Raw genomic sequence first — 18820 nt, forward strand, 5'->3', positions numbered from 1 at the left:
GGCGCGCGCGTTCGAGCTTCGACGCGTGTCGAAGGTTCGACGCGTCGAGGCTTCGTCGCGTGTGCGCCGCTGCGGCGGATTCGCGCGGTGAGAGTCGAGGCACGCGCATCGCACTCGTGGACGCCGGGAGGTGCTCCGTGTCGACGAAACATCGTGTCGCCCGCGTGCTGGTCAGCGCCGCGCTCGCGACGACGTTCTCGGTCCCCGTCGCGTCCGCGCAGACCGGCGTGAGCGACGACCGTGTGTCTCTGCCGGATGGCCCGGGGTCGATCGACGGCATCGGGGACAACGTCGAAGTCGATCCGAACATGGGCTCGATGAGCTACTCGGTGGACATCGAGCTGCCGGCGGGACACCCGGGGATGGCTCCGGCGCTGGGGCTCCGATACGGGTCCGCCGCGGGCGTCTCGACGGTCGGGATCGGATGGTCGCTGAGCGTTCCGAGCATCGAGCGGAACACGCTGCGCGGTCTGCCTCGCTACGTGGCGGACGACGAGTTCGTCGCGAACGGCGGTGAGCAGCTCGTGCGGGTGTCGAGCTCGGGCGGCAATGCCGTCTATCGCGCGCGGTTCGAGCGCGGATTCGTGCGCTACACGTGGCGCAACGTCGGAAGTGGCGCAGCGGGCTATTGGACCGCCGAGTGGCCCGACGGCCGAGTGGGGTACTTCGGCGCGACCGCGACTGGCACGCTCGTTCCCTCGTCGAGGCTCGAGCAGAGTGGGCGCGCGTACCGATACATGCTCGTCGAGGTGGTCGATCGGTTCGATCACCACACGCGCTACTCGTACGACGCGTCGAGCGGGACTCCGCTGCTGACGCGCGTCGCGTGGGCGTACCAGGGCTCGACCCCGTCCTACGAGGTCGAGCTCGCGTACGAGGATCGCCCGGACCCGATGAGCGACGCGAGCCCGGGATGGGAGGAGATCACCTCGCAGCGGCTTCGCTACGTCAGCGTGCGCTCGCACGGCGAGGTCATCCGCGGATATCGGCTCACGTATGAGGCGGAGGCCACGAGCGGCGGTCTGTCGCGCCTGGCGCAGGTCGAGCGCATCGGGCGGGACGGCAGCGTCTATCCGGTCGTGCACTCGTTCGAGTACTCGCGCTCGCTCGGCGCGATGTGCGGCGCGGCGCGGTGTGATCAGCCCTACCTCGTCGAGATGGGGACCATCGACGCGGCGGGCGGGATCCGCTCGGGCCAGGCGACGCTCGTCGACATCAACGGCGATGCGCTGCCGGACTTGGTGGACAGCTCGCTCAGCCGTCATCGCTTCTATCTGAACGAGCTCGGGACCGACGGTGCGGCGCGGTTCGCGTCGGCGCCGGTGATGAGCGCGACGCAGTCGAGCGGGTTCCAGTTCCACGTGCCGTCGGTGCAGGTCCTGGACGTCAATGGCGACGGCTTCGCGGATCTGACGAACGCGTCGACGCGGCAGATGCTGTGCAATCGCGCGACGGGCGACTGGAGCGCGTGTGGCGCGTCGGAGACGATGGGCAGTGTCGACTTCTCGTTCCAGGACGACACGAGCGATGGGGCGAGCGACAACACGCCGCTCAACACGCGGTTCATCGATCTGAACGGGGACCGCCGCATCGACGTGCTGCGGACGCAGAGCGCGACGACGGCGGTGGCGTGGCTGAACACGCCGAGTGGGTTCGTGGACTTCGACGGTGTGGAGGCACCGGGGGTGGTGTTCGACCAGGGCGATCCGTCGCACCTGGCGGACATGAACGGCGACGGATTGCTCGACGTGGTCGAGGTGCGCCGGATTGGACTGCGCTGGCGATTGAACCTGGGATGGGGCCATTGGGCGGACTGGCAGGACGTGACGGGCGTGAGCTTCGCGTCGGACAGCGAGGTGCTCGACGCGCAGCTGGAGGATCTGAACGGCGATGGGCGCGACGACGTGGTGCTCGTGCAGGGCAACACGGTGCGCTACGCGCTGAATCGAAATCTCGGCGAGATGAGCGCGTTCATGGAGATGCGCAGCTCGAGCGCGGTGCCGATCCCGACGCGCACCAACGAGACCACGGTGCTGTTCGCCGACATGAACGGCAGTGGCTCACGCGACGTGGTGTGGGTCGAGAGCAGCGGTCAGGTGCGGTATCTCGAGCTCTTCCCGGTGCGCCCGAACCTGATGAGCCGTCTGGAGAACGGCATCGGGATGGTGCACGCGATCGAGTACGGGACGTCGGTGGCGCAGCAGGCTGCGCAGCGCGAAGCGGGCGATCGCGACTGGGCACATCCGCTGCCGCACCCGATGGCGGTCGTCGATGAGACCGATACGTGGGTGACGCTGACCGGCGGAGACGACGGCGCGGGCCTTCACGAGGTGGTCAGTTACGTCTATCGCGACGGCTTCTACGACGGAGTCGAGAAGACGTTCCGCGGATATGCCGAGGTCGAGACGCGCGTGCATGCGGACATGTCGCGCGACAGTCAGGAGCCCGCGCTCACGGTGCAGGAGTTCGACGTGGGCGCGGAGGATCCGTATCGCGCGGGACTGACGCTGCGGACTGCGATCTTCTCGGGCGAGGAGACTCGGCCGCTGCGTGAGGAGCGGCACGTGTACGGCGACTGCGAGGTCGCGGATGTGCCGACGAGCGGGCTGCGCTTCCCGGTGCGCCACGTCTGCGAGACCGAGGTCTCGACGATTCACCAGGAAGGCGCGCCGCCCGAGGAGTGGGCGACGGTACGCACCGAGACGCAGTACGACGGATACGGACATCCGACGCTGCGCATCGAGCACGGCGTGGTGCACATGGGCCCGCCCGAGATGTCGAGTGCGTGCGCGCCGTGTGACCTCGCGCTGAGCGACGACCAATACGCGGGCGCGTGTGGCGCGGAGTGCCTCGGTGACGAGCGCTACGACGAAAGCGCCTATGTCGAGCCGGGGCGCAATACCGATGATCACTGGATCGTCGGCATGGTGCACACCCATCGCGTGTACGCAGTGCCGGGCGGCGCGGCGAGCGAGGAGCACACGTACTACGACGGTCGTGACTTCGAGGGCCTTCCGCTCGGTCGGCTCACCGCGGGGCGCGTCACGCGCAAGACCCAGCGCGTGAGCGAGACCGAGGAGATCCAGACCGAGCGCAACGCGCTCGACGCGCACGGCAACGTGATTGCCACGCTCGACCCGCTCGGCGATCCCGACGACAGGACGGGACATCGCCGCGAGCACGTCATGGACGCCGATGGACTGCGCGTGGTGCGCACGGACATCCTGCTCTCCAGCCCGGAAGGACTGCCCTATCGACTTCGCCGCGAGTACGCGTACGAGCCCGCGTTCGACAAGATCGTCGAAGCGACCGGCTGGATGCTCGATGGCGCTCCCGTGGAATCGGCACGGAACTCCAGCTACTTCCAATACGACGCATTCGGGCGTCTCGTTGCGCTCGTACGTCCCGGCGACACGCTCGACGCGCCGACGATGGAAGTGAGCTGGGAGCTGGGAGATCCCGTCAGCCGCATCGTCGCGCGCCGCCGCACGGTCAGCGGCGCAGCACCCGACCTCCACGCCGTGACGTGCGTCGACGGCCGTGGCCGGACCTACCAGGAGTTCGGTCGAGTCCGGGACGGCGAGTGGCTCGCGACCGGATTCACCGAGTACAACAGGACCGGCGCCGAAGTCCGCATCTATCAGCCGTACACGCTCGCGACGGGGGATTGTGCGATCGCGCCGCCCGCGGGCGTCGAGCACGTCGACGTTCTCTATGACGGTGCCCGGCGCGAGATCCGCCGCCGGATGCCCGACGCGGCGATGTACGGCAACGCCTCCGAGACTCGCGTCGAGCATCGGCCGCTCGTCGAGCTCGTGTACGACGAGAACGACACCGACGATGAGAGTCCGTACACGGGCACGCCTGGCGTGACCACGTTCGACGGACTCGAGCGCGTGGTCGCGAGCGAACGCACGCTGCGCGTCGAGAGCGGGGCACTGCAGAGTCTCTCGACCCGCCTGTTCTACGACGGTCGCGGACACCTCGCCGGAATCATCGACCCGGCGGGGCACACGCGGCGTCAGTCGCACGATCTCCTCGGCCGCGTGACACAGGTCGATGACCCGAACAGCGGCACGACCCTTCAGTCCTACGACGCCGCAGGAAACGTGGTGGCGCGTACCGATGCGCGCGGGGTGGTGGCGCGGACCGAGTACGACGGTGCGAATCGACCGACCGCACGCCACGACGAGAGCAATCCAGCGAACAGTCTCGTCACACTGCGGTACGACTTCGCCCTGGGATGCGATGCAGGCGAATGCACGCATGCCGAAGGCGAGGTGGTGGAGTCGCGTTATCCGCTGCCTGCGGCGCTCGTGGCGGTTCTGGGTGGCGAAGAGGTCGGCGTCGACCGCATCGCGCGGGACAGCCGCGGTCGTCGAACGCGGCTCACTCGTCGTCTAGGGCTCCTGGTGCTTCCCGTGGAGGACGTGCTCGATGGCGCGGATCGCGTTCAGTCCACGCGATACCCCGACGGGCAGGTCGTGAGCCGGACGTACGACGGCGCGAGTCGACTCACGGCCATCGATGGGATCGCGGAACGCATCGAGTACGACGAACGGGGGCTGCCGTCCCGCATCATCCGAGCGGATGGCGGCGAAGAGACCCTCCAGTACGACGTGCTCACTCGGCTCGCGTCGCATGCGAGCGTCGCGGGTGACGGAACGCTCCTCCACGACGCGTCGTACACCCGCGACCGGCACGGCCTGATCGATGCGATCATGGATGGTTCCAGCCGACCGGCGGGTGCACCGAGTGGCTCGAGCACCTTCGGATATGACTCGCTCTATCGACTCACCGAGACCGTCATGGGTGTCGGAAGCGATCGCGAGGAGCGGGTCGAGCACCGCCACGACGAGCTCGACAACATCGTCGGCATGACGAGCAGCCTCGGTGCCGCGAGCCGGGTGCACGTTGGCGAGTACGACTACGACAGCAGCCGGCCGGCGGTGTTGGTTGGGGCAGGCGGCGTGACGTATGCGCACGATGCGGCAGGGTTCCTCGTCCGCCGAGACGGCGTGGATCTGGAGTGGGACTTCCTCGGCCGCCTGACGAGCGCCTCGCATGAAGGTGAGGTGCGCGGCGTGTTCGTGTACGGCCCTGACCAGACTCGAGTTGCGAAGCTCGAGGACGGTTCGCTCACCCTCTACGTCGGCTCCGACTTCGAGATTCGCGACGGCGTGAGTCGCGTTTATCCGCGGTTCGAGCGAAATCGCCTCGCGCGAGCTCAGTCGACGGCGCTCGCGGCGGCGCTCTACGGTGATCCCGACGGCGACTCCGAGATCCGCGCCGGCGACGCTCTCGTCGACCACGGGGGATCTTCCGACCTGCGTAGGGCAATCCTGCGGGCGAGCGCGCGTCGAGCGCTACACGACGAGAGCCCGGCACCCGTCCACCTGTACTCGGACCACCTCGGCAGCTTGATCGCAGCGACGCGAGAGGGTGGGGTCGTCGGACGTCGTCGCTACTATCCGTTCGGCCAGACGCTCGCGCAGGACGGCTTCGTCGACGAGCGAGGCTTCTCGGGACAGGAGCTCGACTCGAGCACTGGACTACTCGCGTTCGAGTGGAGGTATCTCGACCCGACCACCGGTCGGTGGGCGAGCGCGGATCCGGCGTTCGAGCAACTCGCGGTCGACCGTGTCGGCTCGCCCGATGACCTGTCGGAAACCGTCGCGCGGTTCGCGTACGTCGGGGGGAGCCCGATCGATCGAGTCGACCCGTCCGGGCTCATGAAGGAGAGCACTCGGCAGGTCGTCTATCGCACCTTCCAGTTCCTGACGGCGGTGGGGGTGGTCTTCACCACGATCAACTCGACCTATGCAGTCGAGAAGGGGCACGACGCGACCTTCCACGAGAACCGGGGTGACAGCGACGAAGCGGTCGTGAGCGCGCACGAGATGGGCGTCTCGGTGGGCTATGCGATCGGTGGCGCCGTCCTGACCATCGCGTCCGCCGTCACTGCGTACATGACTCAAGGGAAGGATCCGGTCCTGACCCAGCTGGAGGCGATCGACAAGCGCCTCGAGGGGATCGAACAACAGCTGGGAGCTGATCAGAGCCAGTCCTCTGGTCCGGTCATCTCCTCGCAGCGGTCGTCTCTCGACGTGGTCGTCGACCTGCCGCGTTCGCGCTCCGGTAGCGACGTCAGCACCGGCAGTCGCGGCAGTAGCATGAGCGGATACATGTTCAGCGAGAGCCAGGAAGAGCTCGATTCGAGCGAGGAAGTCGGGCTTCCGTGATCGAGTCCGCGGCAAGAGCAGCCACGAGGGCGAACGCATGGAACACCTGGATCGATGCCAGCGCGCTGCTCTTGCCGCCTTCGGCTTCATCGTCTCGCTTGCGGCGGTCCCCGTCGCGTCCGCGCAGACCGGCGTGAGCGACGACCGTGTGTCTCTGCCGGATGGCCCGGGGTCGATCGACGGCATCGGGGACAACGTCGAAGTCGATCCGAACATGGGCTCGATGAGCTACTCGGTGGACATCGAGCTTCCTGCGGGTCACCCGGGCATGGCGCCGGCGCTGGGGCTCCGATACGGGTCGGCCGCGGGCGTCTCGACGGTCGGGATCGGATGGTCGCTGAGCGTTCCGAGCATCGAGCGGAACACGCTGCGCGGGCTGCCGCGGTACGTGGCGGACGACGAGTTCGTCGCGAACGGCGGTGAGCAGCTCGTGCGGGTGTCGAGCTCGGGCGGGAGCGCGGTGTACCGCGCGCGGTTCGAGCGCGAGTTCGTGCGCTACACGTGGCGCAACGTGGGCAGTGGCGCGGCGGGCTATTGGACCGCGGAGTGGCCCGACGGGCGAATCGGCTATTTCGGTGCGACCGCGACTGGCACGCTCGTGCCGTCGGCCCGGCTCGAGCAGAGCGGGCGCGCGTATCGATACATGCTCGTCGAGGTGGTCGATCGGTTCGATCACCACACGCGCTACTCGTACGACGCGTCGAGCGGGACTCCGCTGCTGACGCGCGTCGCGTGGGCGTACCAGGGCTCGACCCCGTCCTACGAGGTCGAGCTCGCGTACGAGGATCGCCCGGACCCGATGAGCGACGCGAGCCCGGGATGGGAGGAGATCACCTCGCAGCGGCTTCGCTACGTCAGCGTGCGCTCGCACGGCGAGGTCATCCGTGGGTATCGCCTCACCTACGAGCCCGAGGCGACGAGCGGCGGTCTGTCGCGCCTGGCGCAGGTCGAGCGCATCGGGCGGGACGGCAGCGTCTATCCGGTCGTGCACTCGTTCGAGTACTCGCGCTCGCTCGGCGCGATGTGCGGCGCGGCGCGGTGTGATCAGCCGTACCTCGTCGAGATGGGGACCATCGACGCGGCGGGCGGGATCCGATCGGGCCAGGCGACGCTCGTCGACATCAACGGCGATGCGCTGCCGGACTTGGTGGACAGCTCGCTCAGCCGTCATCGCTTCTATCTGAACGAGCTCGGGACCGACGGTGCGGCGCGGTTCGGCTCCGCGCCGGTGATGAGCGCGACGCAGTCGAGCGGGTTCCAGTTCCACGTGCCGTCGGTGCAGATCCTGGACGTCAATGGCGACGGGTTCGCGGATCTGACGAACGCGTCGACGCGGCAGATGCTGTGCAATCGCGCGACGGGCGACTGGAGCGCGTGTGGCGCGTCGGAGACGATGGGCAGTGTCGACTTCTCGTTCCAGGACGACACGAGCGACGGTGCGAGCGACAACACGCCGCTCCATACGCGGTTCATCGATCTGAACGGGGACCGCCGCATCGACGTGCTGCGGACGCAGAGCGCGACGACGGCGGTGGCGTGGCTGAACACGCCGAGTGGGTTCGTGGACTTCGACCGTGTCGAGGCACCGGGTGTGGTGTTCGACCAGGGCGATCCGTCGCACCTGGCGGACATGAACGGCGACGGATTGCTCGACGTGGTCGAGGTGCGCCGGATTGGACTGCGCTGGCGATTGAACCTCGGCTGGGGTCACTGGGCGGACTGGCAGGACGTGACGGGCGTGAGCTTCGCGTCGGACAGCGAGGTGCTCGACGCGCAGCTGGAAGATCTGAACGGCGATGGGCGCGACGACGTGGTGCTCGTGCAGGGCAACACGGTGCGCTACGCGCTGAATCGAAATCTCGGCGAGATGAGCGCGTTCATGGAGATGCGCAGCTCGAGCGCGGTGCCGATCCCGACGCGCACCAACGAGACCACGGTGCTGTTCGCCGACATGAACGGCAGTGGCTCACGCGACGTGGTGTGGGTCGAGAGCAGCGGTCAGGTGCGGTATCTCGAGCTCTTCCCGGTGCGCCCGAACCTGATGAGCCGTCTGGAGAACGGCATCGGGATGGTGCACGCGATCGAGTACGGGACGTCGGTGGCGCAGCAGGCTGCGCAGCGCGAGGCGGGCGATCGCGAGTGGGCCCATCCGCTGCCGCACCCGATGGCGGTCGTCGATGAGACCGATACGTGGGTGACGCTGACCGGCGGCGACGACGGATCCGGCCTTCACGAGGTGGTCAGTTACGTCTATCGCGACGGCTTCTACGACGGAGTCGAGAAGACGTTCCGCGGTTACGCGGAGGTCGAGACGCGCGTGCATGCGGACATGTCGCGCGACAGCCAGGAGCCCGCGCTCACGGTGCAGGAGTTCGACGTCGGCGCGGAGGATCCGTATCGCGCGGGACTGACGCTGCGGACTGCGATCTTCTCGGGCGAGGAGACTCGGCCGCTGCGTGAGGAGCGGCACGTGTACGGCGACTGCGAGGTCGCGGGTGTGCCGACGAGCGGGCTGCGCTTTCCGGTGCGGCACGTGTGCGAGACCGAGGTCTCGACGATTCACCAGGAAGGCGCGGCGCCCGAGGAGTGGGCGACGGTACGCACCGAGACGCAGTACGACGGATACGGGCATCCGACGCTGCGCATCGAGCACGGCGTGGTGCACATGGGCCCGCCGGAGATGTCGAGCGCGTGCGCGCCGTGTGATTTGGCCCTGAGCGCCGATCAGTACGGCGGCGCGTGTGGCGCGGAGTGCCTCGGTGACGAGCGCTACGACGAAAGCGCCTATGTCGAGCCGGGGCGCAATACCGATGATCACTGGATCCTCGGCATGGCGCACACCCATCGCGTGTACGCGGTGCCGGGCGGCGCGGCGAGCGAGGAGCACACGTACTACGACGGTCCGGACTTCGAGGGCCTTCCGCTCGGTCGGCTCACCGCGGGGCGCGTCACGCGCAAGACCCAGCGCGTGAGCGAGACCGAGGAGATCCAGACCGAGCGCAACGCGCTCGACGCGCACGGCAACGTGATTGCCACGCTCGACCCGCTCGGCGATCCCGACGACATGACGGGACATCGCCGCGAGTACGTCATGGACGCCGATGGACTGCGCGTGGTGCGCACCGACGTGCTGCTCAGCACGCCGGAAGGACGGCCCTATCGATTGCGCCGCGAGTACGGCTACGAGCCGGCGTTCGACCTCGTCGTCGAGTCGAGCGCGTGGATGATCGAGGGGCTCGGTGAGGCCCTCTCGGCGCGCAACGCGACGCACTACGGCTATGACGAGTTCGGACGTCTCCGGGCGCTCGCGCGGCCGGGAGACACCCTCGACGCGCCCTCGATGGAAGTGAGCTGGGAGCTCGGCTCGCCCGTGAGTCGAATCGTGATCCGCCGGAGGAGCGCCCCCGGCGCGGCAGCCGACATCCAGCGCGTTCGATGTGTCGATGGTCGCGGGCAGATCGTCCAGGAGCTCACGCAGCTCGAGTCGGGCGATTGGCTCGCGAGCGGCTTCGTCGAGCACAACCGCGCTGGCGCGCGAGTCCGGATCCATCAACCGCATCGTGCGCCGAGCGGCGACTGCGCCGCGCGCCCTCCCAGCGACGTCCGGCACGTCGACCTCCAGTACGACGGTGCGCAGCGCGAGATCCGTCGCGTCATGCCCGACGCCGACGAGCACGGCGGGGTCGCGTCCGAGATCCACGTCGAGCACGGGCCGCTCTGGCAGCGGACCTACGACGAGAACGACACGGACGAGGAGAGCGCCCACGCCGGCACGCCCGACGTCGTGCGATCCGATGGTCTCGGACGCACGGTCGTGCTCGAGCGAGTCCTCCGCACCGACGCCGGAGACACACGCTCGACGACGCGACTCTTCTACGACGGTCGTGGGCACCTCGCGGGCTACGTGGATGCGCTCGGGAGCACGAAGCAGCAAGCGCGCGATCTCGCCGGGCGCGTGGTGCGCATCGAAGATCCGAGCACCGGTGTCGTCCTCCTCGAACACGACGCGGCGGGGAACGTCGTCGCGCGCACCGATGCGCGTGGCATCACGACGCGCAGCGAGTTCGATGGTGCCAATCGACCGGTCGCCCGCTATCGCGAGGACTCGCCCTCGGACTCGCACATCGCGTTCCGATACGACTTCGCGCCCGACTGCGATCGTCGCGCGTGCGCTCACGCCGAGGGGCAGCTCGTGGAGACGGCGTATCCACTGCCGGACGAGATCGCGGCGGCGCTCGCGACGGAACGCGCCGGGCTCGATCGTTATGGATACGACGCGCGTGGGCGTCTGGTGCGACAGCAGCGGCGTCTCGGGAGCGCGATGCTCGAGCTGGTCGAGACGTTCGACGGAGCCGATCGCGTCGTCGCGACGCGCCATCCCGACGGACGCGAGGTTCGCCGCACGTACGACGGCGGGGACCGGATCGTCGCGATCGAGGGTGTGATCGATCGCGTCGAGCACGACGAGCGCGGCATGCCTCGTCGCGTGGTCCGAGCAGACGGCGCCGAGGACGTCGTCTCCTACGACGCGCTGATGCGCGAGGTGTCGCGCGCCAGCCTCGCCCGCTCGGGCGAGCCGCTGCAGGACTACGTGGTTCGACGGGACCGACACGGGCAGGTCGAGGAGATCGTGGAGCGCGGGGGGATGCGACCCGAGTCGCGCCGCTATCGCCACGACTCGCTCGACCGTCTCGTCGCTGCGACGATCACCCGCGATCCCGACATCGAAGAAGGTCTCTCGTTCGGGCACGACCTCCTCGACAACGTCACTTCGACGACGAGCAGTCTCGGCGAGGTGAGCCGGGCGCACGTCGGCGAGTACGTCCACGATCCCGCGCGACCGTCGATCGCGACGGAGCTCGGGACGCTCGCGCAGTCGCACGACGAAGCGGGGCACCTGATCGCACGCGGCCACGTGGAGCTCGAGTGGGACTTCCTCGGCCGGCTCGTCCGCGCGACCGAGCGCGGGAGAGCCCGCGGCGTGTTCGCGTATGGCGCGGATCAACAGCGCGTCGCGAAGCTCGAGGACGGATCTCTGACGATCTATCTCGGGCGGGACTTCGAGGTGCGCGACGGAGTCGCACGGGCGTATGCGCGCCTCGGTCGCGATCGTGTCTCTCGCGCCCAATCGACCACGCTGGGGCCCGTGCTCTATCGGGATCACGACGGCGACGAATCGATCTCCGCCGCGGATGCGCTGCGCTCGTACGAGGACGATCGCCCGTCGCGCGTAGCCCTGCTCCACGCGTCGGCGCGTCGCGTCCTCCACGAGGCTGCGCCGGCCCCGGTGCAGCTGTTCCACGACGACGTCGGCAGCGTCGTCGGTGCGACCCGCGACGGCGAGATCGTCGGGCTTCGCCGGCTCTATCCGTTCGGCGAGACGCAGACCGAGCGCGGATTCGTCGACGAGCGATCGTTCACTGGCCAGGAGCGAGACTCGAGCACTGGATTGCTCTGCTTCGAGTGGCGCTATCTGGATCCGTACTCGGCGCGTTGGATCAGCGCCGATCCCGCGTTCGAAGAGCTCGGCGAGGATCGGCCGCTCGAGGCGACCGCGCGCTACGGCTACGTGGGTGCCAATCCGCTGGTCTCGACCGACCCGACCGGTCTGATGGAAGGCAACGAGACGACGCAAGGAGCGACCTCGACGTCGACCCAGCAGCCGAGCTCCGACGGTCCCCGCGGGATCGGCGGCCACATCGCGAATTATCTGGGCAACAAGGCGGCGACGGTGCTCGGGCTCGTGTCGGGATGGAACGCGATGACGACCGTCCACAATGGCATCGACATGCTGACGAGCTCGACGGGCGCGCGAGAGACGACGGGTGGCGGCGTGCAGATCGCGCTCGGCGGCGCGATGGGGATCCTGTGGGCGGTGACCGGCGCGCGCGGCGAGCAGGGCGACTCGGTCGGGACGATGGTCCTGAATTCCGCGTCGGACATGACGCGCGACATGGTCCTCTACGCGACTGGCAATCTCGTGTCGTCGGGGCTGACGCACGCGTTCTCGACCGACCCCGAGGATCACTTCCAGCACGACGCGTACAACTACACGATCCTCGGCGTCGGCGTCGTCGGACAGATGGTGATCAAGGCGATCCGCGCACCGCAGACGCTGAGGAGCCTCGCCGGCTACGTCACGCGCGGGAGCAGCAGCGAGACCGGTGGAACGCACGAGGCGTACGACGTGCCCTGACGTTCTGCGCCGGTGATCACGAGACGCGAGCCCGCGGCGATCCCGCGCGCTCGCGTTTCGTCGTTCTGGCGCCTCGCGCCCGTCGCGTCCGCGGCTCGTCGCGCGTCGGGACGTCGACGCGTCGAACCTTCGTCACCTCCCGCGCCGAGCGCGGCGACGCGCGCGGCACGTTCGTCGCTCCACGGCAGCGCGGAGGGACGAGTCCATGACGGTTCATCACGGCTCCATCGCCCGCATCGTCGTTCGCGCCGCGTTCGGTCTGGGTCTGTTGCTCGCCGGCTGCGAGAGCGGGCCGGGCGAGTGCGCGCCAGGCGCGGAGGACTGCCGCTGCGTCAGCCCGGACCGCTGCGACGACGGACTCGTCTGCAGCGACGGCACGTGCCGCGCGCCGCGCCTCGTCGGCCTCGACGTGCCCTCGGGAGCGGCGGCCTGCGAGGTGCTCCTGCTCGATGGCGCGGCCGAGGTCTCGGGCGTGCGCTTCGCGGACGGAGTGATCGGCGCGCACGTCCGTGAGGAGCCGCGGACCTCGGTGTCGTTCGCGGCGAGCGGCGAGGGCGCGATGCCCGGCCGCGCCGTGTCGCTCGAGATCCTCGGCGATGGAGACCTCGGCTCGATCGGTCGAGCGTGGTGCGTCGACGCAGCGGGCCGCGAGGTCACCGGCGACGTTCGGATCGGCGGCTGAGACGCACTCGACGGAGGTCACCCATGCACTCGCGCATCTCGGCTCTGCTTCTCTTCGGCGCGCTCCTCGTCGCTGGTTGTGACGGCGAAGGCGGCGCTCCTCCCACGGACGACGCAGGCGCGTGCGAGCGGGGCACGCTCGGCTGCGAGTGCGCGCGCGGCGATCGCTGCGGAGTCGACTCCGCCGGCGATCCGCTGATGTGCATCGAGGGCGCCTGTCTGCCCGCGGACTGCGCGCCGGGATCGATGGCGTGTGTCTGTCGCGCAAGCGCCGAGTGCGACGGAGATGCATTGGAGTGCCGCGAGGGTGTCTGTCGCGGCACCGAGTGCAGCGCGGGCGACATGGGGTGCGAGTGTCTCGCCGGCACGTGCGGCCCCGGGCTCTATTGCGATCGGAGCCTCGGAGGCGGCACTTGCGTCGACGACAGCGGCTGGCCGGGCGGCGACTGCCCCGCGTCGGGTCTGTGCCGCGCCCAGAGCCGCTGCGAGCCGATCACGGGCACCTGCGTGCCGTGCTCGCTCGGCAGCCAGGGGTGCGATCCCCTCGCGGGCGGAGCCTGCAACGAAGGGCTCGTCCTGTCGGCGGGCCGATGTCTCCCGCTCTCCGACACTCGGCCGGACGAGCCTCGCTGCTATTCGACGTGCCGCGACGATCTCGTCGAGACCGACGGGACCGTTCGTCGCTGCGGCGCGGACGGACTGCTCGAGGGATGCATCGATGGTCGCGAGTGCGTCGACGGGCAGTGCCTCGTCGCGGGTGAATCGCCGCGCACCTGCGCCGAGGACGCGCAGTGCCCGGAATTCCAGCGCTGTCTCGGCGGATCGTGCGTCGCGCAGTGTGACGCCGACGTGGAGTGCGGGATCGGCTTCGTCTGCCACATGCACGCCTGTCGCGCGCCGTGCGCGCGCAATGCGATGCCGGAGGACGCCTGTCCGACTGGCACGTTCTGCGATTCGCAGGACGGCCGCTCGGGCGTGTGCATGCCAGTCGGCGACGAGGACGGTGCCGACGTGCCCGACCGCGGTCCCGAGGCGGGCTTCACCCTGAGCGCCCAGACGATGCTCCTCGGCGACGGCGCCGGGCTCGTCCGACTCACCCACGAGAGCCACTCGCGCGAGACGTTCCGGATCGAGCGAATCGCCCACACCGCGTACGACGAGACCGGCGCCGAGGTGGAGCTGGCCGACCGCCGCGAGCTCGATCGCCCCGCGGACGCGCCCGCGCCGCTGCGCTGGCTCGAGCTCCGCTATGGTGCCGAGAGCGCGGTCGCCGGGGATCTCGAGGCGCACGTCGAGCCCGGCGAGTGCGACGACTGCCCCTTCCTCGAGGTGCGGAACGCCGCGCCGCCGGCGGGGTGGGCGCGCTGGGAGGGGCTCCTCCGCATCTCGCACCCCGAGATGGGAGAGCGCCTGATCACGCTCGCGTGGAGCCGCGGGCTCGACGGGCGCTGGGCAGGGTCGATGTTCTATTTCGGCAACTTCGACGCTCGTGGTGTGCAGGAGTGGCTCGAGAGCGACAATCGCGACATCGCTCCTCCGGCGCTCCGGAATGCCCTCCTCCAGCGCTGGATCGCATTCCGCGCCGGCCGCGTTCCGGGTGGCGTGCGCGAGCTCGACGCGATGCTCACCGGCGTGCGCACCGAGTCGTGGCGCTGGGCGTCGACGCGCTCGGCGTGCGCGGCGCTCCACGGCTCGTCGAACGCCGCTTGTTATCTCTTCGACGGCGGTCGCGACGGGCTCGGCACGTTCACCACGAACGTCGCGGAGAACCCGGTGCCCACGGCGATCAGCACGCTCCCGCTGGTGCTGAACCTGCGCGCCGATCCCGGGCGCCCGCTGCGCATGGCGGGCCGCATCGAGAGCTCCGGCACGCTCCACGCGCCCGGCGATCCCGGCGTGGTGCTCGACTTCGCCGACGACCCGAGCCGCTGTCGGTCCGGCACTCCGGGCTACTGCCTCGCGCGCCTGGCGCAGCTCGAGAGCACGATCGTCATCGGCGCGCGCACGACCGAGGGCAGCGCGTGCCCCGCCGGGCTCGAGGTGGTGGAGCGACCGTGGCTCGTCCCCGGCTTCGTCGCGGGCACCGAGCTCGAGGCCGACGGCGCGCGCGTGTACGCGCAGTGTCACGACACGCGCCTGCCCTTCGCCGAGTCGGCTCGCAACGTGGCGCTCGCGGGCGCGAACCCGATCCCCGACGGACGTCCGGCGGTGCGCGAGCTGCGCGTGCTCGACGGCTTCCTGCTCGATCGCGAGCGGATCGTCGTGCTCTTCGAGGAACGCCGCGAGTCGTGGCTCGATCCGAGCGACACCGTGTCGGCGTTCGGGTACGCGGTGCTCGCGCGCTCGCCCGAGCCGCTGGCGCCCGAGGATCTGCAGCCGGGTGCGATCCCCGAGCTGCCCGATCCGCCGCCTTCCGAGCTCGGGCTGACGTGCTCGCCCGAGATGGTCGAGCTCGCGACCGGCCGCCGCGAGGCGCTCTCCGCGATCAACGCCGCGGCCGTGACGTCGGTGATGCTCACCGGCATGGCCGCGTCGCCGGGCGCGCCGCTCGATCGCGCGCGCGTTCACGCGTACTGCGAGGACACCGGTCTCATCGACGGCGGCCCCGGCGCTGCGGGCTCGCCCGCGGTCACGATCGCGTGTCCCGTCGGGTCGCGTGTCACGTACTTCGCCTTCGTCGGCGCGTCGGCGCCGAGCCCGGCGATGATCGCGGGGCTGCCTTGCCAGCAGGGATACGACGCGCGCACCGGTGCGCGCGGGACGTGCAGCACGGCGCTCGAGTCGTGGCGTGCGACCGACGACGACGTGCTCTTCGACGTCCCGTGGATCTGCGAGGGCACCGACTTCTGCAACGCGGATCGCCACGAGCTGCGAGCGGGGAAGCGCTTCTATCCCGCGACTCAGATCTTCCTCCCGATCGAGCCCGCGATCGAAGAAGCATTCCGCTACCGACTTCGCTTCCAGTCACGCGACGGACGCGCGGTGGGGTTCGCACCGGCGATCTGTGACCCGGCGTCGGAGCTGACTCCGTTCTGCTACGACCCGGCGCAGATCGAAGAGATCCGCGCACGCATCGACTGCCTCGCTGCGGCGTACTCCGACTTCGGCGTCGCGACGACCGACGTCCGGACCGCATTGTCGACGGCGTTGGGGGCCGTGGAGGTCACCACCTCGACCGGCATTCCGCTGCTCGCCGACGGATTCGAGCGCTTGTTCGCGGAGCTCATGATCCTCCTCGGCGACGAAGCGCTGACCAACGCGTACCGGTCGCGCTTCGACGTGGCGGCGACGCGCGGAAGCGCGTTCCGTGGCTCCGAGCTGGAGGCGGACGGCATCGATCTCACCGGCGTGGCGGGCTTCGAGATGCTCTCGCTCTACCAGGCCGTGCAGAGCTATCAGGTCGCGCTCGACCGGCTCTATCACCTCGCGCCCGTGATGCAGGCAGCGCTCGCGCGCGGGCACTTCGGCGCGGACGGGGACGACGTCGTCAGCGCGGAGACGGTCACCTGGTACATGGAGCGCGTCATCCGCGGCGCGGCCCAGAAGGCACTGGCGCTCTCCGAGATCGCGAAGCGCTACGAGGCGCTCGATCGCACGGATCTCGCGCGCGGCGTGCTCGAGCGAGCGTACGCCGGGAGCTACATGGAGTCGGTCGCGATCGCGCAGCTGATGACGTCGATCGCCGATCGGTTCCCGGCGCTGAGCCGCGATCAGCTGGTGCGTTCGATCGAGGACGCGCAGCGTCGCTACAGCATCGCGCTCACGGAGATGCGCGCGGAGTACGAGGCGCTCTCCGACGACGTGACGTATTTCGGCTATCCGGCGGACTACGTGCCGATTCCGGTGCGCGACTCGGAATTCCGCGGATCGAATGCGTTCGAGGACGTGCTCGGGACGACCGACATCTTCCTCGCCGAGGCGCGACGCGCGGAGGACGAGGCGATCGCGAGCAGTCGCGCGTTCGACACCGACTCCGAGCAATTCCAGGCGGAGCTCGTGCGCGTGCGGCGCGGGTACGAAGAGCGGCTCGGTCCGATCTGCGGCTATTTCGCGGGACGCGACGGACGCACGTATCCGGCGATCGCCGAGCACGCGTTCCGGTCCGATGCGACCTCGGCGATGCAGGATCCCTGTGGCGCGGTGGGCAACGGCGAGATCCACCAGCAGATCGGGCGCATCCAGCAGCTCGCGCTCCAGCGCCAGACGCTCGAGACTCGCTACAACAACATCCTCGCGGACATCGCGGACGAGCAGGAGCGAGTCAACGAGCAGTGCGACCTCGTGCTCGAGATCGCCGACTTCGAGTACCGCGTCGGCGAGACGACGCTGTCGATGCAGCACGCGATCCGCGGGATGCAGCTCGCGCAGAGCACGATCGACCGCACGCTCTCGACGATCCACGGCATCTTGGGGTTCGCGTCGGGGCCCAGCGGCAATGCGGCGCTCGCGATCGGCTGGGGCATCACCGCAGGGATCGGCAACGGCTCCGTCGTCGTCCTCCAGGGCGTGATCAACGAGCTCGAGCGCGACATCCAGGAGACGCAGCTGAGCGCGAGCCGATGGCGCACCGAGCGCGAGTGCGATCGGCTCCGCATCGACTCCGTGCCGTCGATGAACTCGCGGCTCCGCTCGCTGCAGGAGCTGACCCTCGAGACGTACCAGGTCGCGCTGCAGATCGAGCTCGCGATGTCGGACCTGCAGCGCCTCCGGCTCCAGGCGCGGCGCGTCGAGGACGAGCTCGCCGACGCCGAGCAGCTCTCGATCCGCGTCGCGGCGGTGCAGAACGACCCGAACGTCCGGCTCTTCCGCAACCAGGCGATCCTCAGCGCGGATCGCACGTTCGAGATCGCGCTGCGCCAGGTCTATCGCCTGACTCGCGTGTACGAGTACTACACGAGCCAGACCTATCCGGGGCGCGACCGTCTGTTCCAGATTCGCATGGTCGCGCGCGGTGAGGACAACCTCGTCCGCTACATCAACGACCTGCGCGAGCGATTCCTCGGGTTCGAGGAGGAGTTCCGCGCGCCTGCGTCGCGCGTCGAGCGACTCTCGCTGATGGACGACATCTTCCAGATCCCGCGCGTGGACGGCCACGGCGACGAGCTGGACATCAACACGCGACAGACGCTCTTCCGCGAGGCGCTCACGTCCTCGAGCCTGCTCAGCCCCGAGGGCCACGTCGTGATCCCGTTCCAGACGACGCTGGCGCAGGTCTCGCCCTGCACCCGGAACCACAAGATCAACTTCATCGAGGTCTCGATCCTCGGCTCCGGGCTCGGCGACGACGAAGCGACGGTGATGGTCTGGCACGAGGGCACGAGCGTCGTGGAGTCGCTGTACGAGGGGACTCAGTACTACCGACTCCCGCCGGGCCTCTCGATCGCTCAGGCCTACTTCGGCCGCAACAACACGGTCTTCGATCCGTCGGTCTACCGACGCTACGAGTTCCGCGAGCGGCCGTTCCTGAGCACGCAATGGTCGCTCGAGCTCGATCTGCGCGACGAGCCCGACAACCACGATCTCCGACTCGACCGGATCTCGGACGTCTATCTGTACGTCTATTACACGGACTTCACGGATCCGCGGTCGTGTCGCCGGTGATCGTGCGCAGCTGACGCCGCGCGAAAGCGCGCGTCGATCGTCGACAAGAGGCAGCAGGAGAGCGCCAGTCACGACCGTGGCTCGGTGCGCGGATGGGGAG

At 69.2% G+C, this 18820-nt stretch carries 5 protein-coding genes and 1 pseudogene; 5 read left to right on the plus strand and 1 reads right to left on the minus strand.

The genetic code is table 11. From position 1 onward, the window contains the following. Nucleotides 1-308: 308 nt before the first annotated feature. Nucleotides 309-788 (plus strand): annotated as a pseudogene (locus DB32_RS50240) (SpvB/TcaC N-terminal domain-containing protein); the annotation flags it as partial. A gap of 482 nt (nucleotides 789-1270) precedes the next feature. On the opposite strand, the gene DB32_RS49470 reads toward DB32_RS50240, so the two are convergent. Then, nucleotides 1271-1642 (minus strand): hypothetical protein, encoded by a 372-nt coding sequence (locus tag DB32_RS49470; protein ID WP_240481383.1) that lies wholly within the window; start codon nucleotides 1640-1642, stop codon nucleotides 1271-1273. Nucleotides 1643-1724: 82 nt separating this feature from the next. Between DB32_RS49470 and DB32_RS11380 the strand changes: the two genes are divergently transcribed. The 4 genes from DB32_RS11380 to DB32_RS11395 all read left to right on the plus strand — a co-directional run bounded on the left by DB32_RS11380 (nucleotide 1725) and on the right by DB32_RS11395 (nucleotide 18720). After that, nucleotides 1725-6242, plus strand: a complete 4518-nt coding sequence (locus DB32_RS11380) for a toxin TcdB middle/N-terminal domain-containing protein (protein WP_275935529.1) — start codon at nucleotides 1725-1727, stop codon at nucleotides 6240-6242. Nucleotides 6243-6375: 133 nt separating this feature from the next. Then, nucleotides 6376-12438: a SpvB/TcaC N-terminal domain-containing protein gene (locus DB32_RS11385; protein ID WP_169791417.1), complete on the plus strand. Its 6063-nt coding sequence runs from the start codon at nucleotides 6376-6378 to the stop codon at nucleotides 12436-12438. Between the two features lie 205 nt (nucleotides 12439-12643). Next, nucleotides 12644-13120, plus strand: a complete 477-nt coding sequence (locus DB32_RS11390; protein WP_053232449.1) for a hypothetical protein — start codon at nucleotides 12644-12646, stop codon at nucleotides 13118-13120. 23 nt (nucleotides 13121-13143) lie between these two features. Then, nucleotides 13144-18720 carry a hypothetical protein gene (locus DB32_RS11395; protein ID WP_053232450.1) on the plus strand — a complete coding sequence of 1859 codons (5577 nt, stop codon included), beginning with the start codon at nucleotides 13144-13146 and terminating at the stop codon, nucleotides 18718-18720. The last annotated feature ends 100 nt before the right edge of the window (nucleotides 18721-18820 follow it).

It is taken from the genome of Sandaracinus amylolyticus, from assembly GCF_000737325.1.
GTDB lineage: Bacteria > Myxococcota_A > Polyangia > Polyangiales > Sandaracinaceae > Sandaracinus > Sandaracinus amylolyticus.

Coding starts and splice junctions, on each gene's coding strand:
- DB32_RS11390 (WP_053232449.1), top strand. CDS start 12,644: ATGACGGTTCATCACGGCTCCATCGCCCGCATCGTCGTTCGCGCCGCG.
- DB32_RS11395 (WP_053232450.1), top strand. CDS start 13,144: ATGCACTCGCGCATCTCGGCTCTGCTTCTCTTCGGCGCGCTCCTCGTC.
- DB32_RS11380 (WP_275935529.1), top strand. CDS start 1,725: ATGAACGGCGACGGATTGCTCGACGTGGTCGAGGTGCGCCGGATTGGA.